Raw genomic sequence first — 25,174 nt, 5'->3', positions numbered from 1 at the left:
AGCAAAGGCGGACACCCCTTCGTTAGATGGGTGTCCGCCTTTTTATGTTATATTTTTGTAGTTACTTTTAACATACATTCATCTACTCCAAATTTGGGCGATCTCGAGCGTTCCTGCCTCTTTTCTCATCATCCCACGCTTCCAACTAGATGCTCTCTTCCAGCCATTCCTGCAACGGTGTATCTTCGGTCAGTTCGCCAAGCAATATATGACGGAACTCCCCTTCCTTATCAATAACCATCGTAGCCGGCAACCCCGTAATACGATACAAGCCTGATATGTTACCCGTCACATCAATGATCACCGGAAAATCAAACGCCTGCTTATCCATAAACTCACGGATCGTGCCCTTCGATTCCCCCACGTTAACAAACAGGGTTTCCACGTCGTTCTGATAGTCCTGAGCGATCTGGTGAACGAGCGGCATCTCCCTTACACAAGGTGTGCACCATGAAGCCCAAAAGTTAATCATCACGGCTTTGCCCCGATAATCCGACAGCTTGACTTGATCGCCTGCTGAATTAACCGCTGTGAACTCAGGAGCCACTGCACCTGCTTCAATGGTGTTGCCTCGAACAGACTCGGGTGTCGACACATTTTCGAAAATGGCCCATGCACCGGTGAGCAATGCGATCACACCAATCAAAATTGTAAGTGTACGTCTACTTTTAAAACTCTTCTTCTGCAATAAACTCACCTTCACTTTAAACCAAGACTTTGATGAAATGCTGCATGGAGCGAACCGAATTGATCACAAAAGTCGTGAGTAGAGCCCTCTCCAACATTACGTCCATGGTTCATGAATATCACCTGATCCGCAATATCGTCTGCGATCTCCAGCTGATGGGTCGAGAACACGACCATGTGGCCTTCCTGTTTGATGCCCTTGAGTAGCTGAGTTAATTCCTGCATCCAGAATGGGTCCAATCCATTCGTTGGCTCATCCATGATGAGCAGTGGAGGTTTCGACAGCACAGCCTGGGCGAATAACACACGTTGGCGCATGCCTTTGGAGAAGGTCGTAACCCGGTTTTTCTTTTGATCCTCCAAACCTACCATGGTCAGTACTTCCTGTACTCTCTCCTTGGGAACTTTCCTCAGAGAAGCCCAGAACAGAAGCATTTCCTCCGCACTCAGTCCTTGATTAAATTGATAATCGTCCGGCATATATCCAATCTGCTCTGAATAACGCTTGCGCTCCTTCAACCATCGTACATTGTTCACTGCAACCTCACCGGAGGTAGGCCGAAGAATTCCTGCGATCATACGCAGCACCGTGCTCTTTCCTGCACCATTCCCTCCACAGAGGGCAAGCACTTGGCCTGAAGTAATGCGAAAGGAGATATCCTCAACAATCGGTTGCTTTTTAATGGATTTGCACAATCCCATCACTTCGAGTCCCATCTTATCCATGAGAACGCCCCCTCTCCCAGATCGCATATACCGCCAGGACAGAGAAGGCAATCCAGAATAGGCATATCCCGATGAAGATCCAACTGCCACTTGGTTGCTGCACCCACTCCACCCATCGATAATATTCTGGTCCAAGAATGGAGCCGCCTCCCAGTTTGATGACTACAAACAATCGCACCAGCTCGGCCGGATTGATGAGTGTTAGCATAACCAGCAGCGGTTTCACCCATAGATAAGGCATCAGTCCCAGCACAGAGAGCAATAAGGTCGGCCATCCAATGACTGCGAAAAACCATACGGTCACGGATATGGTTAACGCCTGCCACCGATTGCGCGACAACGAACCGATAAATAGCGCCAACGTCAGGAATAACAACACCAGTCCACAAGAAAATGCCAGAAAGAGAAGATATGTCACGGCATCCAGTAGATTCCCGATTACTCCGCTAATAACCCCCATCAGGCCGTATCCAAACGCAACAATGGTAATTAAAACAATCGAGAGCCCAAGATACTTGCCCACAATAAAAGACATCGTGCCAATGGGATACGTGGACAGCAGTTGCCAGCTACCGTCTTCCTTTTCGGATGTTAGTGAGAAGGAACCGAGGAACAGCGTCATTAATGGTAAGAGGTAAAGAATGAGATTCAACATCGAACCTGTTGTGCCCGAATATCCTTCAACCAGATTCTGCGAATTCAGAAGTAACAAGCTTAAGCTAAATGTGCAAAAAAGGATCAGAAACGAATACGCCCAAGGATTGCGAAATCCCATTTTCACTTCTCGTCTTGCAATCTGTATCATATCTGACATCATTGATCACCATTTTCTATTGTCATACTTAGTGGCCTGACTCTTCTTTCATCTCACCTTCCTGATGCATCTCATTACCGTCTCCTTCTTCACCATGTCCGTGCTCATCATGCCCATGTTCACCCATCATGTCCATATTTTCTGTGTTCTGTTTCCAGTCATGAGAGGCAAGATCCTCAGCGGTCATAATGGTTCCTACACCTTGCTCTGCAATGAAAGCTTCAGCCGAGGACTTGTCCTTAAAGTTAAGAATTCCATAGGCCATAGGTGTACGCAATGAAGCGTCGTATACATACGTGGCTTTGCTGTATTCAATCCATTCCTTGTCATTATAGTCACGTACATAGTCCATGCCGATGTTATCTGTGCCATTTTCTGTTTTCCACTGGTTCATGCAGCCGATATCATCGAACTTGTAGTTTTGGCCGTCTTTCGTAGTGAGCTGTGTTGCATATGCATCGTCCTTCACCTGCATTTTACAGATCGCACAGATATCCACGTCTTCATTGATCGGCAATGCCGCGTATTTTGTTCCGCAAGCGGTTAACAGCACCATGCCAAACATAAGTACCATGAGGAATGTCCATCTTCTGTTCAAACTTTTGTTCATTTTCGTAATACCCCCATATAGATGATTATAAAAGTTGCCATACCCAACAGAATTAACCCGAACAACCACACCACATTGGAATCTGTAGCACTTTCTACTGACATGTGCAGATCAGATTCCATATCCATGCTCATTCGTGGCGATTTGTCGGTAGTCCATTGTTCTCTGCCTTCTGTAAACAGCTCACTCAGAAAGACCATACCCGGTGATTGGAAAAAGAGCTGATACGCTGAATTTCGACTGACCAGTTGCTCATAAAAAGGATTGATGGCATAGGATATTTCACTGATCCCATCCCGATTCAGATCGAGCCCCTGGAAGGAGTCCCAGTAGTTCTCCATCAGGACATTATTCGGGCTATCCAGCGCCGAAGCTTCAATGACATTAGACACCAATTGGTTACGTGTAAACTCATTAGCTTCTGCCAGAACAAGCTGTATGCCAACAAAATTCCGAAGCACCGCATTGTCATGGATCTCATTGCCCGATGACTCTGCAATATTCATGCCGACACGATTACCCTCCACCACATTGTTGTGAATTGAGGATTGATGCACGTCATACAACAAAATCCCTTGAGAATGAACATTAGTACTCTGTTTGCGAAAAGAATTGCCCGATATAACCGTATTCTTGACGCCCATGATCATGGCACCTGTCATGTTCTCTTCTCCGGTATTATCAATGACAGAAGAGCCGTCAATATACATGCAATGGATGCCATACCTCGTATGTAACAGCCTGTTATTTTGCACGATAGACTTGCGACTGTTCTCCAGATAGATTCCATCCCTCATGCCGGTGATCTCATTGGCTTCAATGAAGCTATCATGGGAGTTGTACAGATCAATGCCATTGCCCTTCTGGCCACTGGAAGCAGAATCAGACCCGGCCCACGTAATGTTGTTCCGCTGAATCGTTGCCTGACTCGAATTCCGGATGATCATCCCATACCCCTGGGTCTGAATATGCAGATCCGTGATTTCACTGTTTTTCCCTTCAACCTGAATCGCTGCAGTCTGTTCATTCGTATCATGTTCAATTGTAAAACCGCTCAATTTCACCCCATCCGAGCGAATCATTATCGTAGAGGTGGCTTCCGCATTAACAACTATGACCGTAGGATCACCCTGAATGGTGATGTTTTTGTCAATCGTCACGGGTCCAGAATAACGACCTGATGCAAGTTCAATGACTTCTCCAGGTGCAGAACGGTCAATCATAGGCTGAAGGGGAATGAGATCACGATGTCCGGAAGAGGCCATGACTGCACCGTGCGGAAGGGATAGCAGGAGCATCATCATTCCGATTAGAAAAATGAAACCTGTAACCCGACTTTTCTTACAACTGTTGAATGTACCCAAGCCTGCCCAAGGATTACTCATGATTCAAACCGCGCAATTCCGGCTTCTTGTTACAGTTGCTTATTGCTGTGGCAATGTATTCAACGGGTCTTACATTAATCCAAAATATACGTTGGTTGTACACACCATCCCTCCATTCCACTTAAAATCAACTCTCCATGTTCCTCATCCATTGAAGCAACGTAATAAATGAAGCGTTATCACAATCCTGATCATAGTGTACTTAAAATGATATTTATTCCATATAGCTCAATTAGGCTATAGACGCAACATTTTTGTGTCGATATTGTGATGTGAATCAAAAAAAGCCGCCATATAGGCGACTTCGAAGTAATATATTATTCAAATGGATAGGTCCAAAATGTTTCTCTGCCAAAACGTTTCTTGATTTCTTCATTATTCAGCTCACGATTTCCTACAAGCTCTGCTGCCTGGAATTGTGAACGATGGGCACGAATGGACGCCATTTTTCGATCCAAAAATTCGGATACGTCAACAAATACATCCGGTTTGCCAATGTACTGTTCCTGATTATTAGCGAACGCAACGCAGTGAACAATCGGACGTTCATCCACAGGAAGTTTAGTGATTGTACGTATAACAGCGGCTCCCGTTGCATCATGATCAGGATGAACACTGTACCCCGGATAGAACGTAATGACCAGCGTGGGGTTCAACTCTTTAAGTAGTGACATGATGGTATCTTCCAGTAACTGTGGGTCTTCGAACTCCAGCATTTTATCGTGGAAACCCAGCATTCTCAGGTCCTGAATACCAATCGCTTCAGAAGCTTCGATGAGTTCCTGTTTACGGATGCCAGGCAACGTCACTCGGTTGGCAAATGGAGGAATCCCCATATTGCGCCCCATCTCGCCAAGTGTTAGACAAGCATAGGTTACATGGGCACCGCCATCTATGTATTTGGCTAACGTTCCCGATACAGAGAAAGCTTCATCATCTGGATGTGGATATACCACCAAGATGCGCTCATGCTCGTTGTGTGTAGTATTCATGATTATTCAATCCTCCGCTTTCATCAGAACATTTCTCGGCTTAATTGTAACGCCACAACTAGTTTACCCTGGCTGTCGTGACCGGCGAGAATCATTCTTTCTTGTTCCTGCTCATCAATATGTGTAAGTCCTTCGGCGTAAAGCCATCCCTGCGTTGTTTTCAGACCAACACGGTATGGACCTGTACCTGAAATGGACCCCTGCGTATATCGTATGGCCGCATTAGTAATGAATGCCGATGCTGGATGTTTTGTACTGTCCATGTGTTGTGCGTAAGCACCTGACGTAAGTTCTAGATGTACGTATAAGTCCTGATCAGCAAGATTATTGATCCGGAGCTGAATGTCTTGAGGTTTAATTGGTTGCATAGCGGCCTCCTTGTCTAATGTAATTGTACGAATTTCATTTTAACATATCCACAAGAGAATATACATGGAGTGACCCTGTCGACCTCACATAGAGCCCTCTCATGATGATTCCAGTTTGAAAACAAGAACAGATTTGCATGGTTTTTTCTCTTTTTATTCATGGATGATAACTATATTATGAAGTGTAGGCAAAAACGCCCGTGTTGAAGAACCTTAAATCTTAAATGAATCTTGCTCCAACTTGTTTGGAAAGGAGTTTAACTCGACTTGAAATCTCTAATACAACTACTTCATTTTGGCTATCATCAGGCCATGAGCTGCATATTTCCCGTAGCGATCTTTGGAACACTGGCCCTGTCTAGCATAATTCCTATTCCTTTCCTTCATCGATATGATGCCATTCTGCTCGTATTGCTTGCTGTGCAGTACCTAATGTATCGAAGCGGCTTGGAAACCAAGGATGAAATCAAGGTCATCTGTGTATTTCACATTATTGGCCTGGTGCTAGAAATCTATAAAGTATGGATGGGATCATGGTCATACCCTGAGCAAGCATACAGCAAAATCCTGGGTGTCCCTCTTTATAGCGGATTCATGTATGCAAGTGTAGCCAGTTTTATGTGTCAGGTGTGGCGAAGACTGCGAATGGACATGACCGGATGGCCTGGTTTTGCACCTTCGATGCTGCTCGGAACAGCCATCTATATTAACTTTTTCACTCATCATTTTATGCCCGATTTTCGCTGGTGGCTGACGGCGCTTGTATTTATTGTCTTCTGGAAAACCTGGATTATTTACCGGGTACGAGCAACGACCTATCGAATGCCCTTATCGCTTGCTTTTATCATCGTTGGTTTCTTCATTTGGACTGCTGAGAACATCGCTACATTTTTCAATGCCTGGAAATACCCTGATCAGCATGATGCCTGGCAACTGGTTAGCTTTAGCAAAATTAGTTCGTGGTTCCTGCTGGTCATCATCAGTGTCATTATCGTTGCGCAGCTCAAATATGTGAAGGCCAATCGAACCGCAGATGATCCAAAGTCCAGTTAACTATTTATTCTCTAACCGTAAAACAGCAACAATCTTAGACTCGTACTTAAAGTCTTCGAATGCCGCTGTTTTTTGCGTGGTTCTATTTGAGATTATTCAACAAATAATGAGCCCAAGCCGTCTGCCTCTTCAATGTCTTTATTGATTAAGAGGTTCTCCTTTTGATCATATGCTTTGATTGTATAAGGAGGAGTCGCTGATGAAGGCAGGAATGCGAACCAGATTTGTTGGTTCTCACCTGCCTCAACCAGCTTCGCATCGAAAGTGGCGGGCTTTCCATTTTCTTTGATTTCAACAGTTACACGTTTGATAGTGGAGTCTATGATGTCACCAAATAACATCGGTAACGGGGCCGAGACTTTTTCTAATTTCGGTATGCTCATATAATTCAACGCAAACTTGGATTCAACTGATTCATTAATGGAATATCCTCCACCCCATACCCATTTCCATCCGAAAATGTTCTTGCGGGTATACTCCATCTGAAGATTACTGTTATTTTCCCGACCCTTTTTTTGTGTAAACAAAATCATGCCCCCGTCCACAGCCTCCTGATGAATGAATTGGGAGGTATAAGATTCACCTCTAAATTCTTGAACGGCCCCTTGAGGACTGTTCGCTATAGGAATATGTATAGGTTCATTCAATCCCCAAACTTTGGATATCCGTTGATCCGCTAGCCCGCCAGCTCGTTCATTCATATACATATATGCCAAGATTGACAGGGGCGATAGTAAAATTACCATTGCAGTGATTAGCAGAATTCTCCTGTTACGCTTGATTATCTCCAAGTACACTCCTTATGATGACGATGAAATATTAAATACAATCACTCTGATATTACCATAATTAGCATATTAGTTCTTGTTTAAGTATAATTCGAACAATCAAAAAAGGCCGCCATTGGCGACCTTTCAAGTCATTCATCGAAGCTATTCTCCCAGAAAGATTACTTCGGTTTCCAATTCAACTTGGAACGTATCATATACTTTCTTCTGAATAAATTGGATCAGATCCATATAATCCTGGGCAGTAGCGTGATCCACATTTACGATGAAACCTGCATGCTTCATGGAGATTTCAGCACCTCCGATGCGAGTGCCCTGCAAGTTACAATCCTGAATCAGTTTACCAGCAAAATGTCCTTCGGGTCGTTTAAATACACTTCCACAAGAGGGGAATTCAAGCGGCTGCTTGGATTCTCTTAGGAACGTTAATTCCTTCATTTTGCTTGCAATATCTTCCTTGTTTCCTTTTTTGAGCCCGAATTCGGCCTCCAGTATGATATAGTGATCCATCTTGAAGAGACTATTTCGATAACCAAATTTCATCTCTTCTCGCGGAATCTCCAACACTGCACCGTCTTTGGTGATCACAGTCGCACGTTCCACAACATCGGCGATCTGACCGCCATAAGCACCCGCATTCATGTAAAGTGCGCCCCCCGTGCTGCCGGGAATACCACAAGCAAACTCCAAACCGGTCAAGCTATGCTCCAAAGCAAGTCTGGATACATCAATGATATCAACGCCGCTTTGCGCAATCATGCTGTCCTCATTCACTTTAATTTGATCGAAGTGGCTAAGAGAAATCGTTACTCCCCGGATGCCCCCGTCTTTAATAATGACGTTTGAGCCTTTTCCAATGACCGTTAGAGGTAACTGATGTAAGTTGGCAATTTCCACGATTTTAGTGATTTCGTCTATCGTTGTTGGATGGATGAGAATATCTGCGTTGCCACCTATTTTAATAAACGTGTGATTTTTTAGTGGTTCATTGAATTTCACTTTTTCCAAAGGTATCTGATGCTCAAAAATATTCATGATTTTCTCTCCCTGAATTCATAAAGAAATGATTGCACCATCGCGAAAATGAGATGCTCCTTCTTTATTATATGCTAAATAGGAGATTTTGTTTGAAATTATGTTGTTTTCATTATAATTAATCGCATTCTCTTTAGATTTTGAACTTTTCCCTGAGTTCCTGCATGGAAGCAAGCTGTTGCTCTGTTGCCGAAACTGCATGATTATGAGAGTTCTATGTCTGTTTGAGTCAGCTTGGCTGATAGCTCCCACAAACGGATAGCTTGCTCAGGGTCTATGGCATATTGCTTGACCCCATAGAAACCTCCATCCTCTGGAGCCAATTCACTGATGTCACAATCCTCACAGTAGACACCGCCTTTTCCCTCAAGCTGAGGAGAGGTTGCAGCCCAGACTTGCGTCGCTGCCCCCTGCTCAGGTGTTTTGAACGCAGGGTTGGCCACTTGTCCAGATTCATCAATCCAGCCCAGAGCAATCATTTCCTCTTTTGGCATATGACGCTGTAGTGGTGTCATAATTCCGCCTGGATGAACTGAGAAAGCCCGTACTCCGTGCTCTGCACCTCGACGATCCAGCTCAACGCTGAATAAAATCGTTGCTGTTTTGGACTGTCCATAGGCAGGGAATTTCTCATAGCCATGTTCAAATTGGATGTCATCCCAACGAATCGGTGAGAAATGATGTCCCGCTGATGCCAATGAAACAACACGTGCTCCCCCCTGACTTGCGAGTGCTGGCCATAACAGATTAGTCAGGGCAAAGTGGCCCAGATGATTTGTTGCAAATTGAGCTTCCCAGCCAGGACCAACCCGCGTCTCCGGGCAAGCCATGATGCCCGCATTAAGAATCAACATGTCAATGTCCCGATCACTCGCCAGAAACCGCTCCGCAAAAGCACGAACGCTGGATAAATCAGCGAGGTCCAATTCATCTATTTCAACACCTTCCACACCCGAAAGTGCTTCCTTCGCAACCGCTGGACGACGTGCAGTCACCACTACACGGGCTCCCGAATTAACAAGCGCACGTGTCGTCTCCAACCCCAGGCCGGAATATCCACCCGTTACAATAGCAAGCTGTCCGGACAAGTCCAGATCCCTCAATACATCCTCCGCTGTACTATTATGGTTGAAGCCAGAGTCCATTTTATGTTGTAAAGTTCTAGTATTATTTTCCTGTGTCATTCTGTTCATCTCCTTGGTAATATTTCTACTTCTTCAAAGTCTACACCCTAGAGCGTACTCTAAGTCAAATGGAAGTGAATACATCACCTCGCAACTTCTCCGTGCAATCTGCAAAAGTAAAAAAAGCCGCCAGTTGGCGACTTTCGTTGAAATGATTATAGTCATCCAAGTTACGAATCACCCTCAACGGTGGATAACGAAACAAGGACCGGACTGGCGAAATCAGAGGCCTCTTCTCCTTTTGGATTATGAAGACGGAATAGAAATGCTTCCTCTTCTTCTGATTTCCAGACCATATAATCGCTAATGCCTTCTTCACCAGAGGCCTGAAGATAGAGCTCGGCATAACCAAGTGGGTGTTCTACCAGTTCTCCACTATAATCAGATACCTTACCGGCTTTTTCTAATTCTTCTTTACCCGCTGTCTCCAGTTCTGCCAGATTATAATCCGAAGGCAGTGGTTCAATATCCACATAATAGTCAGCGTTACTAGTCAGTGACAGACGGCCTTGAGTAGCATCAAATGTGAATTTCTCGAATACGTACAAGGAAAATCCTTCTCCTTGTTGCAAGGTCGCTTCTAGTGATTGATTGCCATCTGCGGTCAACATTTCAAAATTTGCGGTCTGTGGACGCTCCGTTTCATTTGCTTCTTCTGTTCCATCTGTTTCAGATGGTTGTTCATTTTCTGTTGAAGGTGCTGGAGCAGGTTCACCTACTGGCATTGATGGTTGAGGGCTAGGCAAAGGTTCATTACTACCAGAGCAAGCTGCAAGTGTTAGAACTATAACGATTAACGAGATACTCATCATAATAGAACGTGGTTGAAACATCAGGTTCATTCCCCCTGTCTATATTCTGTGCTTACATGTTATTACCCATAGCAGAGACTCGGAATCCATAGGTCCAACCTATGAGTTTATCCATAATCGGTATTTCCCTAGGGTCAGGGAAGAACCCTTGATACAGACACCTCGGCATCGATCGAAAGACGCAAGGTGGATATCAATGCCACGCTGGAGGATCAATTGATGTGGTTGGAGGAAGCGGGGTTTCGTGTGGCAGATTGCATGTACAAATACTTGGACTTTGCAGTGTTTTATGCGCAAAAATAAAAAAAGACCGGATTATAAGCAAGCTATGCCGTAATCCAGTCTTCTCACATGATTTTTCATCTTAAATCACTTATTTCAGCGATGCTGGCAGCTTAACGCCGAGTAGTTTGCCTTCGGTTTGGATGATGATCATTCCGTTTGTCTTTAACGTCGTGTTATGCAGATCTCCACCGGTGGAGACGCGGAAGACCGACTGACCCGACATCATGTTGAGGACAAGCAGTGTGCCGTTACGTTGTGCTCGATACATCCCTTTGCCGTAAACATCAATCTGAGAAACGGGGGCATCACCATGCCACTGAACCTCCTGACCATTAGCCAGCTTAATGCCTGTGAGTTCTCCCGTGTTGTCGTTTTTGAAGATCAACCTTTCCTGTGTAATGCCAAGCCACACCATATTTTCTCCGTAAGGGCGCTGAAAAGTTCGAAGTGGCGCGGGACCCGGCTTGGTTGAGGTCAACGAATACTCCGCTATCTTATCCCCTTGTAAAGTGTATAGTTTCTCTTTATTGGAAAATATCCCTCCATACCCATTCACATACGGTGGATCCCCCGGCATGGTCCACTTATACTCCTGACTTCCTTTTAACACACCGGTCTTCAAGTTGTACGCATTAACTTTCCATTTGCGTTCTGGTGAAGACTCGTCATTTTCCAACATCGAAGAATAGTAGTCCGCTGAGTAAACAAGACCATCTTTGATCTGAATAGCTTCCCCCTGACCAAAATGACCCCATAGCTTCTTGCCCATTTTCTTGTCATATGCATTAAGCTGTAAGGATGTAAGTGCCCCTTGGACAAAAAAGGTTCTCAGCACCACACCATTAGATTCTCTCAGATACTCAGTACCATTACCTTCACCTAATGGTTCATCTGCTTCCCAGCGCAGTTTGCCTGACTGGATGTCCAGTGCAAACGTTGTACTCCCCTTAATCACGTAGAGGGTATCCACCGTTGGAATCAGAGCTTCCGTACGGTTATACGTATCAATCCAGGTGGATGTGCCTGACTGCCATTTTGCTTTGCCTGTCTTCGCATTCAAGGCATATGGCTTGTGATCAATGGTCAGTCCGTAGAGAATCCCGCTTTGATAGGTAATATAAGGAGTCAGGTCTTTGGCGTAAGTCCACAACCGTTTACCTGTTGTCGCATCAAGTGCAATCAACTTCGATCCAGCAAACGTGAATACTTTGCCTTCTTCTGCGATGGCATTAACTCCAACATACGTCTCGTTCATATTCAGATAGTTATCTACTTTCGCTGTCCAAGAAGGTTTCAGTTCAGGTACAGTGATTCGTTGATACGAATACCAGTTACGGATGGATACATCCGATGCTTCAGCATGTGCCTGCGATGGCAACACGCCGATAACGCCGTGAACCATCAGCATTCCGGCAGTAATGCCTGCAATGATGGGTCTTTCTGCTCTTCTTTTCCATTCCTTATTCATTTGACGTTTATGTATATTGACCATGGTAAATGAATTCCTCCTGTTATTAAAATCCTGAGATATAACTACATAAACATAACGTGTGATGGGTCCAAATAGTTACGGGATTGTTAAATTATTCAAATAAAATATCAAAAAAGCCGCCACTAGGCGACTTCTTGATAACTGTATTTTTTCGGTGATAAGTTGCGAACCTGACTCATTAATGAAGTTTCTGCTTTACTTTAGTTGGATCTGGAATACATCACCGGAGTCCCCACCAAAAACGATAAAACCACTTTTCGGGAGTTTCGTCGATTCCTGATTGGTTGCTACAGAGAAGTCAACCATTTCCCCTTTATCATTATACACTGCATAACCTCCGGTCTTCGGAGAATTCACCGTGATGGATTTGTTACCCGATCGGTCGTCGATCGCATACCACCGGGCTTGACCGTTTGCCGGAATAGTCGTAATTCCTTTTTTTCCACCAAAGATGGGAGTAATCGCATCCTCGGCAATGTATTCCTGCCCATCCTGGAGCAAAATCTCGGCGCTATTCTTTGTGTAAAATTGCAGATCAAACGCGTCTCTTCCGTTCATTACAGGAATCTCGGCGATATTCTCTGCATGATTGGCATCCATGATTTGCGTGCCATTGGCGTAACCATTTTTGGCATCAACAGACAAGTTCTTGATCAGCATCGATGGAAGCAGATAAAAGATCGACGTTATTTTTTCATCCAACGCGTAATATTTCGAGCTGTCACGAGCTGTCCATTTCTCTTTCGTTGCTGCGTCAAGCGCATTATGATCCAGTTTTTGATAATCATACGTGTTCATTACCGTTTGACCTATACCGGGTAACGTAATCATGCCTTGAACTTTAACATACACCTTGTCATTACGTTCCTTCACAAAACTAGCTTTCACACTGCCATCGACACTTGTAAAATGTTCGTCGCCTGTGTACACATATTTCTGCTCTGGAATAATTCCACCCAGCAAAGCAGGCAGTTGCATTTCACCATCCTTAATCGTTATATCCAATGTCTCTCCTACCGTACCATAGAGACCGGAGTACGCGCTTAATTCTGTTGGCATCTTCACTTTGTCGGGTGACGAGAAGGTCTGATCGGGTTTAACCTTGTCAATGATGCCTTGATCCGCCAGAACTTCCAGCAGCACTTTGCTGGCAAACATCTGATTGTAGATGGAAGATCCGCCAGATGATAGAACCGCCATTGAAATATCATGTTCAGGTATAGTGATTAACACGGCATGGTACAACATGGTATCCCCACCTTTGGCAAGCGCGGTAACCCCATAATCGCTGAAAGGTGCAAGGTCAACCGAATCCCATCCCAAGCCATAATTGATCGTATTTTGCTCATCAGATACCCATATGCCCTTACGATATTCATGAGATTGCATGGCCTTCACAGCAGATTCGGACAGAATATCCGGTCTGTTCCCCATTAAAACCTCTCCGAATTGACTCAATTCTTCTGCGGTAGAGTACACTCCGCCTGTGCCGATAATGTTTGCATTTTCGGTAGGCATCTTCATCTCAAGTGTAGGCCAATAGGTTTCGGATAATTGCGCTCTGTCAAAGGAATCTAGTGGTGTCTTCGTTGATTCCAACTTCAACGGCTCGCTGATGAACTTGGCGATATATTCGCTGTAGCTTAATCCACTCACCCGTTCAACCAGGATTTCAAGCAATTGAAAACCGTCATTGGCGTAGACGGAGTATGCACCAGGTTTGGATTTCAGTTTTTCGGACTGAAGTTTGAGCAATAACTCATCATGATTGCGGGTGTCATTATCTTCAAACAACATGCTGTTTCCATAATGTGTACCGTAAAGACCGGATGAATGATTCATCAACATGCGCGGTGTGATTTGAGTATAGCGCGCATCTGCCATTTTAAAGTCTTTGATATACGAAGTAAGCGGCTCATCCAGATCTATTTTACCGGAATCGACCAGCTTCATGGCGGCTGCCGTAACAACCATTTTGCTAACCGAGCCTATGCCATACATGCTAGCCTTGTCTATTGGCTTCTGTGATGCCTTATCGTGCAATCCGACACTATCTGATAAAATATATTCCCCTTCATCCATGATCGCATATTGCACACTGGTGACACCGTAGTTTTGCACCATCTCCTTGGCGATCTGCTCCGCCCGTGCCTCAATCGTACCGCTGTTATTCGCCTCTGCTCTGACATCTGCCAGCGGTGTAATTGCAAGCACCGCTGTACATAAAAGACTAATTAGTTTCTTCATCATATGTCCTCCCTCAAATGTTCTTATGAATGAATTCATCATATCCGGGAAGAGACTGATCAAACGCAAACGGACCCTGAATGGAAAAAAACAACCCCTGAACGGCAGGTTCAGGGGTTGTCGGTGTGAAACGGAAGCACGACCATGTTGTTAAATTTCCGATGCTGATGCTCAATACTCATATGTCCACCATATTTCTCGCACATTCGCGATATATTGGTTAGACCGATCCCATGGTACTCCGGATTGGGCTTGTCACTTTTCAAGTCAACGATCGGTTGCTCCACATGATTCATAATCTGGATGACCAGTGTAGATGATGTGGAGTGAATGGCAATCAGGATATATCGATCCTCAGCCTGTCTAACCTTCTTGGAGGCCTCAATTGCGTTATCGAGCATGTTACCCAGCACCACACACAGATCGTACCGATCGATCTGGATATGCTGCGAGTGGAGCTGGATTTTGGTGTCGATTTTGATCCCGTTTGCCTGCCCCATAGCCAAGGTATTTGTAACGAGTGCATCAATGACCAGATTGCCAGAGTTCACCCGCTGGTACGCACCTTCAATGGTATTTAATGTAGACTTGATATGGTCACCTGCCGCTGCCAGTTCGTTACGTTGGATACATTCATCAATATACAGAAACTGCTGATTGATATCATGGATGATGGATTTAATGTTTTTGAAACTGTGAACGGTCTTCTCATAGTTGGCATCCTGGTAGTCCATCTGACGCTGTAACTGGGTATTTTCATGCGCAAGCTGTACCTTTTCCACCATGTTATCGAATACATATACAATGAACACGTTGAGAAATAGCGAGCCTAGTACAGAAAAGACGTAGAATATGTTTTTTTCACTATATATGGAGGCTACATTGATCTGATAGATCGTAATAATGGGTACGATAAGAAACAGCAAATAATAACGATAATGCACGGCAAAACTTCTGCGTTTAGCCACTAAACGCACAATTTGAATAACAATGAACATGATACTGCAACCAACCAGCATCACCTTGGAGAGAATCCAGTGGTTTTCTCCGTTGAACTGTTCCCATGAAATGAATTCTGTGGATTCCAAAACTCCGAGAATATATACGGCTATTGTATTTGCCATAGTAATCAGAACCGCATACAGGATGGTAAAAACAAGCTTGATTTTAAACTCCACTTCATAGGACTGTGCCAGACTGAAGATTAACAGCAGAGCAACAGCAGTAGAAATGATATCAGAGAAGGAAGAGACCAAATAAAAATAACCCAACATGAGAAATACCATGAAATAGATCGCTCTGCGCGGCTTTCGTCTGGACTTGCCCAACACAGAATCAAAATAAAAATTCGCCTGAAATGCCATAAGTAAGGTCACAAAGATGATGGAAAAGATCATATAGGTACCCATATCATTGAATCCTCATGATCATATATTTGGTGTAAGCATCCTTGATTTCTTTGACCTTGGATCGACCTATGGGCAGTTCCGTTCCATTAAACATAACGACCTGGGTACCGGAAAACTTCTGAACATGCATCAGGTTGATGATAATCGAGCGATGAATCTGTAAGAAACCATGGTCTTTCAAACCTGTAGCGTAGCTGGATAAAATGCCTTTGGTCTCATGTACATTTTCCTGTGTCACAAAATTCAACTTGTTCTTGATCGTTAAACTTTTGACGACCTCAATCCAGAGAATATCATCATATTTCAGCAGCAGTTCATCATAGTCTGATTTGATTAATACATACTTTTTGTCCAATGCCTGAAAATATTGACACAGCTTAATCATCTTTTCCTCGAAAACTTGCGGCTGGATTGGCTTGATCAGATATTGAAAGGTGATGACATCAAAGCTCTCCACCATATATTCCGGGTAACTGGTCAGAAACATAATCTGTACATCCAGAAACTTCATGTTCCTGATCTCTTTAGCGGTCTGAATCCCGTTCATTCCGCCCATCTCCACATCCAAGATGAGAATATTGAATGTATCCCCAACCTCTCTGTAGTGTGAGAGCAATTGTTCACCAGATGTGAATAGGCTAATTTGAAAATCAAAATTGGTTTTTAGAGATAAGGAGACCAGCATGGATTTCACACGTTCTCGTTGCTGCTCCTCATCATCACAGATTGCAATATTGAACATGGGGGAACATCCGCCTTTCATCGACATCGACTCTGAATTTCACTCTCGAATATACTATTTTAGCATAGGTTTCGGAGTCGAATGGGGATGAAATGCATTATTCCGACCCTAAAACGCAGATCAACAAAAAAAGTCGCCACATTGGCGACTCTTGAGCTTGTAACCTTCTCCAGCATTCCTATGAAAAGTCCAGTCTGTTATTTTGTTTTTTTGGGGAAAGCATGGCGGTAATACCGTATTACCTTGCGATACATCGTCTTGTCCTTTAATTGATTGAATATATATGGGTCAGGTTTGACATTCACTTCAATAATCCAGGGTTTCAGACTGTGGTCAAGGCCGATATCCACACCAATTTGCTTAAGATGCGGGTACTTTTTTTTCATATGACGAGCTATGCGCAGGCTAAGCTCATTCATCTCTTGAATCAGTTCATTCCTGCGTTTGGTGGATGCATGTGATTTTAGCAGCTTGTGAATATCCATCGGTGTACCACCACTATGATAATTGGTTACGATTTTCTTTGGATGACCCAGTCGCCCGATGATTCCGGTGGCTTCCCAATGTTTGGTCGGGCTTAGCTGTATCATGACACGGATGTCAAAACGTCTGTTATTGTGCTTAAGCAGATGGATTCCTCTCTGAATCAGATAACTTCTTTTATTCACCAGACGAGTCAGACTGTTATAAAACGATTCAAAGCTGTCAAACGTCAGACGTTTTTGCTCGATCTGATAGACAAAATGTTGCTGACTTTCCATCTCCGCCTTAATAACACCCATCCCGAAAGTACCTCTCTCGGGTTTGACATAGACCATTCCATATTTGCTGATCATGGATTTCAGATTCGTTTTGTTATATTTCTGTGTGTCGGGGATAAACGGTTTAATTAATTCATTATTAATGATCAATTTTGTTTTTAACCACTTGCTTCTTAACGGCTGCAACTTATCAACTCCCATGTCGTAAACTCTCCCTTCAGCAACCGCATCAAAGCCTGCTGTTTGATCAAGATCCTGCAAGCATTATATGTAATACCGATAAAGGAACCCTCAACAAAAGCCCCTATTCGTAAAAATGTATATTTGCACATGCCCTGACCAAAACACTTTTGCACACATACCATATAATGAGTCATCACGATTTGTGCAAGGAGTTGAGAAGATGTCCGTCCAGCCTGGAATCCGGTTGAATAATGCGCCTAAGATTGATGTTCTTATACCAGCGATCGAGAAAGATTTGGCTACCCTTCCCCTCGTCATCGATAACATTCGCCGTTATGTAAAACATCCCATTGGAAGCATATATATTGTTTCTCCGGTTAGCACCAAAATCAGAAAACTCTGTTCCCTTAAAAACTGCATTTTTGTTAATGAGCGATCCGTCCTGCCTATAACCAAAAACGACATACACTACCAGTCCTCCCGATGGAATCGGTCAGGCTGGTTATATCAGCAGCTGCTCAAAATGAACGGAGATTCCATTGTGAAGGCAAAGTACTTTCTAGTCATGGATGCAGATACCGTACTGATTAAACCTCATTCATTTCTTGTAGAAGGCAAAACAGTCTTTTACTGCCGTGACTGGAGCCAGCCGGAATATTTCAATACCTACCGCAAGTTGTTAGGCATGAAAGCTCCGCGTCCCCGCTCTTTTGTCACCCATTATATGCTGTTCGACAAATCGAAACTCGCTGCCTTAAAACAGAAAATTGAAGCGGTTCATAAGCTGCCATGGTACAAAGCGATCATATCTAATATCAATAAGAAGAAACAGTTTGGTTTCTCCGAGTATGAAACGTATGCCAATTTTATGTATACGAAAAACCCAGGCAGCATGGTCCTTAGAAGTTCCAAGAATAAAAGTCTGAATGTGAACGCTTCTTCGTTAAAAGAGCAACAAATCCGCAATCTGGCTCTTAAATATCGTTCTCTTTCCTTTCATAAACGGAAAATCTATAGTAAAGCTCCCTGAGCTTAAGGAGGAAGCCCATGCATATCGTACTGCTGTGCGGCGGCTCTGGCAAAAGGCTCTGGCCGTTATCCAATGAGCTTCGCTCCAAGCTGTTCATAGATATACTTCCATCACCCGCTGGAGGTAGGGAATCCATGATCAGCAGAGTATGCCGCCAGCTTGACAGTTCATCCCTAACGGATTCAACACTCATTATTTCACATCAGGATCAGGCTAATATTACGGCACGACATACTCAAGGCAAAATACCAGTCATTGGGGAACCTTATAAACGAGGCACTTTTACTGCGGCGGCCTTAGCGACGTTATATCTGCAATCCTTCCGAATGGCCAAAGATGACGATGTGATCTGTATCGCGCCAGCTGATGTGTTCGCAGGTGAAGATTTTTTCAGCAACTTCCAATTACTGCCGGACATATTGAAACATTCTCAAGCCGAAATCGCTTTAATTGGGACAAGGCCTACACATGCTTCAGAACAGTATGGATACATCCTGCCGGGTGGGGAAGAACGTAATGCTTATGCGCCCATAACACAATTTATAGAAAAACCTGAAGCCTCCATTGCTGAAACGCTGCTACAACGTGGGGCTCTATGGAACTGCGGTGTGTACGCATTCACCGTCGCGTTTATGATATCCCATATTAAAAAAATGGGGCTTCCGGTTCATTATGATCAATTGTCGTCCCTGTATGAAGCGTTGCCTGAACGGAGTTTTGACAAGCATGTTGCAGAAAAGGCACAGCGGGCCGTAGTCCTGCCTTATAAGGGAGTATGGCAGGATATCGGAAGCTGGGATACGCTGTGCGCACAGTTGGATACCCATGTAATCGGACACGGTGGAATCTCGGGTTCTTCCTCCGATTCCTATATTATTAACGAGCTTCCCTACCCCATCCAAGTCATTGGCGTGCCAGGTATTATCGCTGCCGCAAGTCCGGATGGCATTCTCATTGCCAACAAAAATAATTCAAATGAAATTAAAGCGCAATTGGGTAACTTGCCATTAAAACCGATGTATGGTGAAGCAACCTGGGGCAGTTATCGTGTCATTGAGAGTTCGTTAGACGATGAGAATACAACTGTGACCACATTAAACATAACGGTTCTACCGGGCAAACATATCGGGTTGAACTGGCATAGAACTGGGTGTAGAGCATGGACCGTGCTTGCAGGCAGTGGGCAAGTGCTTGTAAACGGAAAGGTCATGCAAATGAGTATGGGCAATCAGTTCGTGATTACCAAGGAGAGTCTCTTTTCTATTCTGGCTGAAACCAGGATGGTGATCCTTGAGGTCCGGATCGGAGTAACAGAGGATAAAGACAACATACTTTTTGAAGAAGAAGATTGGAATGTAATCCTAAAAAGTGCAGGTTCATCTAAGGCTTAATGGGAGAATGAACCGTTTCAATCTGCATGTCTTATAGCCCCTTCCATTCGCGGAAGGGGCTCATTAGCATAATTAAGGGAAACCTGACACTTCTTCTCCCTACATCTTAGTTAAACAACTTGCGAAGTTCCTCTACTTCCAGACGTGCAACTGGCTGGTAAGCGGAACTTTGTACATAACGCTGGAAGCTGTATAACAACTGTCTGCCCTCCAATGTAGTCATCAGACGCTCCAGATTCAGCGCTCCCATCAGCACTCTCCCCTTCCGGACCCGACACTCCATCAACAGGCCGAGCTTGTGGTTTCGCTCAAAATTATCAATGGTCTGCACGATCGGATTCAAGTCTTTATCCAACTCATCCAAGATGATCGATGACGACTCGGACACGATGCTCCACCACGGATAAGTTGAGTGCTCCTCTGTGACAAAATGTTCGAAGGCCGGATGATCCTGTTGAATTAACAAGCCCATTGTGCCCACAGGAACTTCTCTTTTCATATTCTCCGAGATGGATCGGAACATAGGGTAAGACCAGAAATCGGTGCTATAGAAACCTTGGATCGCGTGTTGAAGCTGATTAGGATTCGGGAAAAGTAAAATATCCTCGCCCTGCTCAAGCAGCGCCAACGCCTGTTCCGAGAGTTCGGTAAATAGATTCAAACCGCTCAGGTCCACTGCCTCCTGACTCGGGTAGATCCACAGGTCGTAAGACTTACGGATATCCGTACCCGGAATGGACAGTCTAAGCTCCACTTTGGTCATATTGGAGACTTCAGGAATGCGAATGCTGAGATCCGCGACATTCACATAATGTTCTCCATGGGTCGCTGGCAGGTCTGCTCTCCCTTCCAATAGGACGCTTCCTTCGATCTGCTCGCTTTGAATTTCCCACTTCAGATGACGTCCGTCCAATGCCTGTCTGCGGAAGTAACTTAGTTCAATGCGTGCTTCGAACAATTCACCCGCTTGATAATTATATTTGGGGAATCTCGCCAACAACACAGCGTCGGAACAAAACGTTCTCCACTCCTCAGGTGTAATCATGCCTTTGGAATCCATGAATGCGTCCAGTACACCCACCAGCGCCGTTCCCTGACCACTGAAATCCTGAAGATCCAGCAGCTGGAACCCGGCTAGTTGCTTCGAACGAAAAGCAGCTTCCAGTTCTTCCTTGTAACATGCGACCGCGAGTTTACCAGAGGCTCTGAAGTATGCTTCCGCCAGATGTCCCAGCCCTTTGGCATTCAGACGCTCTCGAAACACTTCGAAATTCTTGGCTTTGAGTGAACCCGTATACTTGTTGATCTCCTCGAAATTAGGAAACGTGGCGTACTGTCCAATTTCATGCGAGATGATTGGTACGTGTGAGACAAGTTGGTCACTTCCAGCTTCGGCCTGCACTGTTTTGGAACCAGTCCCATACTGAATCTGAATCTCTTTGTCCCCAGTCTGACCAGAAGGGTCAGCATCGCTGCCTTGCTCAGGTACAATATTTGAATCGTAATCTTTCAATGTATTTGGCAGGTCGGTCTGCACGTGACCGAGCGGAGCATCACACATCGCATATGAACCTCTGAACAGGCGCTCTTTGGAGAAACGAACCCCGCAGAAGAATTCACTTTCCTCCAGAATGTCCGGCACAAACTGAAAGTTATTCGAACCTTCGGTGTATAGATGACGATGATCATATGCTTTGTATGCCTTCAGGATCGAATTCAATCTGTCCTTGCTTCCCCATAGTTCATTCCCCATCGACATCATGACAAACGAAGGATGATTACCAAAAGCACGCAGCATCGCAAATCCTTCGCTAATCAAGTAATCCTGCTCGGCTTGATTATGCCCATCCGAAGATTCATCCGTAATCGTTCCCCAGAACGGAAGCTCAGGCTCCATGTAGATGCCGAGCAGATCCGCTGCAATAAAAGCAGCCTCCGGAGGACAACAGGTATGGAAACGGTAGTGATTGATACCGTAGGACTTGGAGATAGCGAGAATACGAACCCATTCATCCACATCTGTTGGCGCGTATCCCGTGAGCGGAAAGATCAGCCCGTCATGTTTGCCTCGAAGAAACGTTTTGCGACCATTAATGGTGAATTTGTCTCCAGCAGCCCGGAATTCCCGTAGTCCCGTCCATACTTCGGTGGAATCCAGCACTTCGCCGTCCTGATCTTGCAGATGAATATGAAGTTGGTACAGGTTAGGCTCATCATCACTCCATAACATCGCATCTTCACCAATCTTGTACGTCAGCTGGATTTCCTGCGAATCCGGGGCGAAAATCTGTTCCTCGGTCGTATACACCGGATCTGCACTGACTGCAACAGCCGAAACCACGATTCGTGCTTCTTGCAGGTCACCAACAAGTGCTGCCTTGATCTCGAAAGATCGAGTCGCAAGATCGGGATAGACCTGAACATTATCCAGGAAAACACGCTCGAAAAATTGAAGTTCCAATTTCCCGGTGATGCCGTTCCAATTCGTCTGCGTGTCTTCGGATGTAAGGTGACCCCCTTTGGTTGGATAATTGGTATTGTCCACTCGAATGGTAATTGTATGAGTCCCAGCGGTTAGCCCTGCCTCAATCTCGTAACGGTGAGGTGTGTTCAGACTGTTTTGTGTTCCCCATTCCACCCCATCAATCCAGACTGTGGTAACTCTTGTTCGTTCCAGATGTAAGAAGCAACGTTTGCCAGCCAAGTGTTCGGGAACTTCAATCTCTCTTGAAAACCAGGCATAACCCTCAAATAAGTACTCATCCGTCAGCGCACCGATTAACACATTCTCGTTTTTCTTGCCCTTGGCCGCATGAGATGTAGTATTTGGCAATGTAATAACGTCTGAGAAATTCAGACCACGTTCCACCTTATGTTCATCAAGTTGGAGTTTCCATATGCCTTCCAGATTTATTGCTTCTATCATGATAGTGTCCCCTTTTAGATTCATATAATCGATAAAAGTAATCGCTTCCAATGAACAGAAATCGTTTTCGAAAAACATACCTGTATTATAAACTCGATTGACGCCCTCGCATAGATCATTTACAAATAAAAAAGCCGCCAATGCTGGCGACATCTTATGGAACCATATCCTGTATCCTGAACAATTTTAAAATATGGTGGGAACCATGCCCCCGTCCATCCGGATGGGAGAGCCTCTGAAGGCGGAAGCACATGGGCTGCATACAAATGCAGCGAGTCTGCCTATTTCACTTGGCTTGATGAATCGCTGTAATTCGGACTGTGGCAGATTACTCTTCATAAAGTCTTTCTCTTTTTCCTCAAAAGTAAGTGCCTCATCAGGGTATATGCCCTCAATGATTTCTTGTACGTTTTCGGACAGTGTTGGACCTGGCAGGATCGTATTGATCGTAACCTCGCTCCCTGCTGTCAGTTTGGACAAACTTTTGGATAATGACAGCAGCATTGACTTGGTCATGCAATACTGAGGCATCTGGCCTGAAGGCATAAGGGCTTCTTCACTTGCGATGAAAATAATACGCCCGTCATTGTTTTTCACCATTTTAGGTAAATAAAATTGGGACAAGCCATTGGCAGCAAGTACATTAGTACGGAAATATTTCTCCCACACTTCATCATTTATGTCTTCATAACTCATGATTTCATATATCCCCATGTTATTGATTAATATATCAACTTCAGGAAATTTCTCGAATAAAGCTTGGCGTTGCGCCAGATCCACAAGATCAGCGGTAGCCTTTTGCGGAGAGGTCTCCGGAAAAGTGGACTTGATTTCACGAACGGTTTGTTCCACCTCTTCATCATTACGTCCATTAATCAGAACATGAACACCTTCTCGAGCGAGTTCTATAGCAATCGCTTTGCCGATCCCTTTTGTTGATCCTGTAACTAAGGCTGTTTTCTCTTTTAGTCCCATATCCATCCTGCATTTCTCCTTCATGATTACAACTATCCGGCTGCTTCTTCTGGACATTGCCAATAGCTTCATGCACCGGATAGGTATAATATTACGCAGTCTGAAGGACCTAGTAACTAGCATTTTGCGCCAGAGTTATTGCCTTACACGCCAATTTGAAGGTGTATCCCCTTCCCAGGTCTTGAAAGCACGATAGAACGAATTCTGATCTTCATACCCAACCAGAAATGCCACTTCTTTGATATCAAGTGAAGGATCTGCAAGGTACGCTCGGGCCTGCTCACGTCTGGCCTCGGTTAATAATTGCTTGAAGTTTGTGTTCTCCTCCGTCAGTCGCCGCTGCAAGGTACGATCACTCATGCGAAGCTCTTTGGCGACCGTCTGGATGTCAGGGCGCTTTCCTGTGAGGCTGCGTTTCATAATCCATTTGACCACTTCAGTAATGGAACGATTGCTCTCTTGTTCGTCCAGCGACCGATCCAGTGCCGGGGTCAGAATCTCCAGTAACTCCTCGTTATACGATAGAAATGGAAGACTCAGATCTTTCCGTTCTAGCGTCAGCCGATTATGCTTAGAATTCGTATCAACTCGGCAGCCGAAGTAAGCCTCAAGGGTGGCTACGTCACCCATCGGTTGGGAGAACTCAACCCTTTTGGCAGTCAAAGGTTGTCCTGTGCCCCTCCGTCCAAGTTCGATCAGAAATGCCAGCGTAATACCAACAAGTAATGGCGGACCTTGTTGCTCCTTATGTAACCATTCGAGTTCAATGATACATTCCTCCCCTGCTTCGGTAATCTGCAAACTCTCGGGAGGACACATTTGCTTGTAACGCACCATGCGATTCAACGCATCACGATAATCACGAGCATGGTACATCGCCAGTACAGGCGGAGGATACTTCGATATTTCATATCCGGTTGCAAGTTTGATGATGCCCTCGGCGGTGTCCCCATTGAGATCAGAGTAGGCCTGCCAGATTGCGAAGTATTGAGATTGGGTCACTACAGGTTGAGTGATTACTTCAAGAGGCAATTGTGCAGTGCGAGCTACGTCGTGAGCACCAATCCCTAATTGATGTAAACCAGCCCAGAAACCTGGATGAACTTTAATTCGATCATTCGGTAGAAGTTGCATGTATATAGACTCCTTTAACTTGTTCCATTTTTAATTCTGATTTCTAATTATAGAACGGATGTACCTATTTTTGAAACTTACCTCAGCGAGCCATTTCCGGGTAATACGAAAACACGACTGCCCATAAATGGCCAGTCGTGTTCAA

22 protein-coding genes are annotated in these 25,174 nt (G+C 44.6%); 3 read left to right on the top strand and 19 right to left on the bottom strand.

All coding sequences use genetic code 11. The features are described from left to right. Positions 1-145: 145 nt before the first annotated feature. The 7 genes from NST38_RS14595 to NST38_RS14565 form a co-directional block, all read right to left on the bottom strand. Positions 146-697, bottom strand: a complete 552-nt coding sequence (locus tag NST38_RS14595; protein WP_256719952.1) for a TlpA family protein disulfide reductase — start codon at positions 695-697, stop codon at positions 146-148. Between the two features lie 2 nt (positions 698-699). Continuing rightward, complete coding sequence (locus tag NST38_RS14590) at positions 700-1,413, bottom strand: ABC transporter ATP-binding protein (protein ID WP_036608081.1); 714 nt, start codon at positions 1,411-1,413, stop codon at positions 700-702. Then, positions 1,406-2,227, bottom strand: coding sequence for an ABC transporter permease (locus NST38_RS14585; RefSeq protein ID WP_076249374.1), 822 nt, complete (start codon positions 2,225-2,227; stop codon positions 1,406-1,408). The genes NST38_RS14590 and NST38_RS14585 overlap by 8 nt, the downstream gene beginning before the upstream one ends. 28 nt (positions 2,228-2,255) lie before the next feature. Then, positions 2,256-2,837 (bottom strand): nitrous oxide reductase accessory protein NosL, encoded by a 582-nt coding sequence (locus NST38_RS14580; RefSeq protein ID WP_076249375.1) that lies wholly within the window; start codon positions 2,835-2,837, stop codon positions 2,256-2,258. Next, positions 2,834-4,222 (bottom strand): right-handed parallel beta-helix repeat-containing protein, encoded by a 1,389-nt coding sequence (locus NST38_RS14575; RefSeq protein WP_256719953.1) that lies wholly within the window; start codon positions 4,220-4,222, stop codon positions 2,834-2,836. Before NST38_RS14575 ends, NST38_RS14580 begins: the two co-directional genes overlap by 4 nt. Positions 4,223-4,539: 317 nt before the next feature. After that, complete coding sequence (gene bshB2 / locus NST38_RS14570; protein WP_036670850.1) at positions 4,540-5,214, bottom strand: bacillithiol biosynthesis deacetylase BshB2; 675 nt, start codon at positions 5,212-5,214, stop codon at positions 4,540-4,542. A gap of 23 nt (positions 5,215-5,237) precedes the next feature. Beyond that, entirely contained in the window at positions 5,238-5,582 is a 345-nt protein-coding gene (locus NST38_RS14565; protein WP_076249376.1) for a YojF family protein, read from the bottom strand. A 267-nt stretch (positions 5,583-5,849) separates the two neighbouring features. Between NST38_RS14565 and NST38_RS14560 the strand changes: the two genes are divergently transcribed. Next, entirely contained in the window at positions 5,850-6,635 is a 786-nt protein-coding gene (locus NST38_RS14560) for a DUF817 domain-containing protein (RefSeq protein ID WP_076249377.1), read from the top strand. A gap of 92 nt (positions 6,636-6,727) precedes the next feature. On the opposite strand, the gene NST38_RS14555 is transcribed toward NST38_RS14560, so the two are convergent. From NST38_RS14555 to NST38_RS14515, 9 genes are all read right to left on the bottom strand, one after another. After that, positions 6,728-7,336: a hypothetical protein gene (locus NST38_RS14555; RefSeq protein WP_179087807.1), complete on the bottom strand. Its 609-nt coding sequence runs from the start codon at positions 7,334-7,336 to the stop codon at positions 6,728-6,730. A gap of 231 nt (positions 7,337-7,567) precedes the next feature. Continuing rightward, a complete protein-coding gene (gene murB, locus NST38_RS14550; RefSeq protein WP_370511408.1) occupies positions 7,568-8,476 on the bottom strand; it encodes a UDP-N-acetylmuramate dehydrogenase in 909 nt (302 codons plus the stop codon). 185 nt (positions 8,477-8,661) lie between these two features. Then, a complete protein-coding gene (locus NST38_RS14545; protein WP_076249379.1) occupies positions 8,662-9,642 on the bottom strand; it encodes an SDR family NAD(P)-dependent oxidoreductase in 981 nt (326 codons plus the stop codon). Positions 9,643-9,812: 170 nt separating this feature from the next. Beyond that, positions 9,813-10,475, bottom strand: coding sequence for a hypothetical protein (locus NST38_RS14540; protein WP_076249380.1), 663 nt, complete (start codon positions 10,473-10,475; stop codon positions 9,813-9,815). A 352-nt stretch (positions 10,476-10,827) separates the two neighbouring features. Beyond that, a complete protein-coding gene (locus tag NST38_RS14535) occupies positions 10,828-12,231 on the bottom strand; it encodes an outer membrane protein assembly factor BamB family protein (protein ID WP_076249381.1) in 1,404 nt (467 codons plus the stop codon). Positions 12,232-12,426: 195 nt separating this feature from the next. After that, the gene (locus NST38_RS14530) at positions 12,427-14,478 is read right to left on the bottom strand and encodes a serine hydrolase domain-containing protein (RefSeq protein ID WP_076249382.1); all 2,052 of its coding nucleotides are present in this window, start codon (positions 14,476-14,478) and stop codon (positions 12,427-12,429) included. A gap of 110 nt (positions 14,479-14,588) precedes the next feature. Next, entirely contained in the window at positions 14,589-15,887 is a 1,299-nt protein-coding gene (locus NST38_RS14525) for a GHKL domain-containing protein (protein WP_036670839.1), read from the bottom strand. Position 15,888: 1 nt separating this feature from the next. Then, positions 15,889-16,629 (bottom strand): LytR/AlgR family response regulator transcription factor, encoded by a 741-nt coding sequence (locus tag NST38_RS14520; RefSeq protein WP_076249383.1) that lies wholly within the window; start codon positions 16,627-16,629, stop codon positions 15,889-15,891. 197 nt (positions 16,630-16,826) lie between these two features. Continuing rightward, positions 16,827-17,591, bottom strand: a complete 765-nt coding sequence (locus tag NST38_RS14515; RefSeq protein ID WP_076249384.1) for a YheC/YheD family protein — start codon at positions 17,589-17,591, stop codon at positions 16,827-16,829. Positions 17,592-17,793: 202 nt separating this feature from the next. On the opposite strand from NST38_RS14515, the gene NST38_RS14510 reads away from it, so the two are divergent. Both NST38_RS14510 and NST38_RS14505 read left to right on the top strand, forming a co-directional pair. Then, positions 17,794-18,603, top strand: a complete 810-nt coding sequence (locus tag NST38_RS14510; RefSeq protein ID WP_047842887.1) for a DUF6492 family protein — start codon at positions 17,794-17,796, stop codon at positions 18,601-18,603. 17 nt (positions 18,604-18,620) lie between these two features. Beyond that, on the top strand, positions 18,621-19,994 hold the full coding sequence (locus NST38_RS14505) for a sugar phosphate nucleotidyltransferase (protein ID WP_076249385.1): 1,374 nt from the start codon (positions 18,621-18,623) through the stop codon (positions 19,992-19,994). A 106-nt stretch (positions 19,995-20,100) separates the two neighbouring features. Here the strand turns inward: NST38_RS14505 and NST38_RS14500 are convergent, their stop codons facing one another. The 3 genes from NST38_RS14500 to NST38_RS14490 form a co-directional block, all read right to left on the bottom strand. Next, a complete protein-coding gene (locus NST38_RS14500) occupies positions 20,101-22,920 on the bottom strand; it encodes a glycoside hydrolase family 2 TIM barrel-domain containing protein (protein WP_076249386.1) in 2,820 nt (939 codons plus the stop codon). A gap of 186 nt (positions 22,921-23,106) precedes the next feature. Further along, the gene (locus NST38_RS14495; protein ID WP_076249387.1) at positions 23,107-23,901 is read right to left on the bottom strand and encodes an SDR family NAD(P)-dependent oxidoreductase; all 795 of its coding nucleotides are present in this window, start codon (positions 23,899-23,901) and stop codon (positions 23,107-23,109) included. A 129-nt stretch (positions 23,902-24,030) separates the two neighbouring features. Beyond that, positions 24,031-25,029 carry a helix-turn-helix transcriptional regulator gene (locus tag NST38_RS14490; RefSeq protein ID WP_076249388.1) on the bottom strand — a complete coding sequence of 333 codons (999 nt, stop codon included), beginning with the start codon at positions 25,027-25,029 and terminating at the stop codon, positions 24,031-24,033. Between the last annotated feature and the right edge of the window lie 145 nt (positions 25,030-25,174).

The organism is Paenibacillus sp. FSL H8-0104, from assembly GCF_038050215.1.
In the GTDB taxonomy this organism is placed as follows: Bacteria; Bacillota; Bacilli; order Paenibacillales; family Paenibacillaceae; genus Paenibacillus; species Paenibacillus amylolyticus.
The sequence above is the reverse complement of the archived record's forward strand: the minus strand, read 5'-3'. Positions and strand labels throughout refer to the sequence as shown.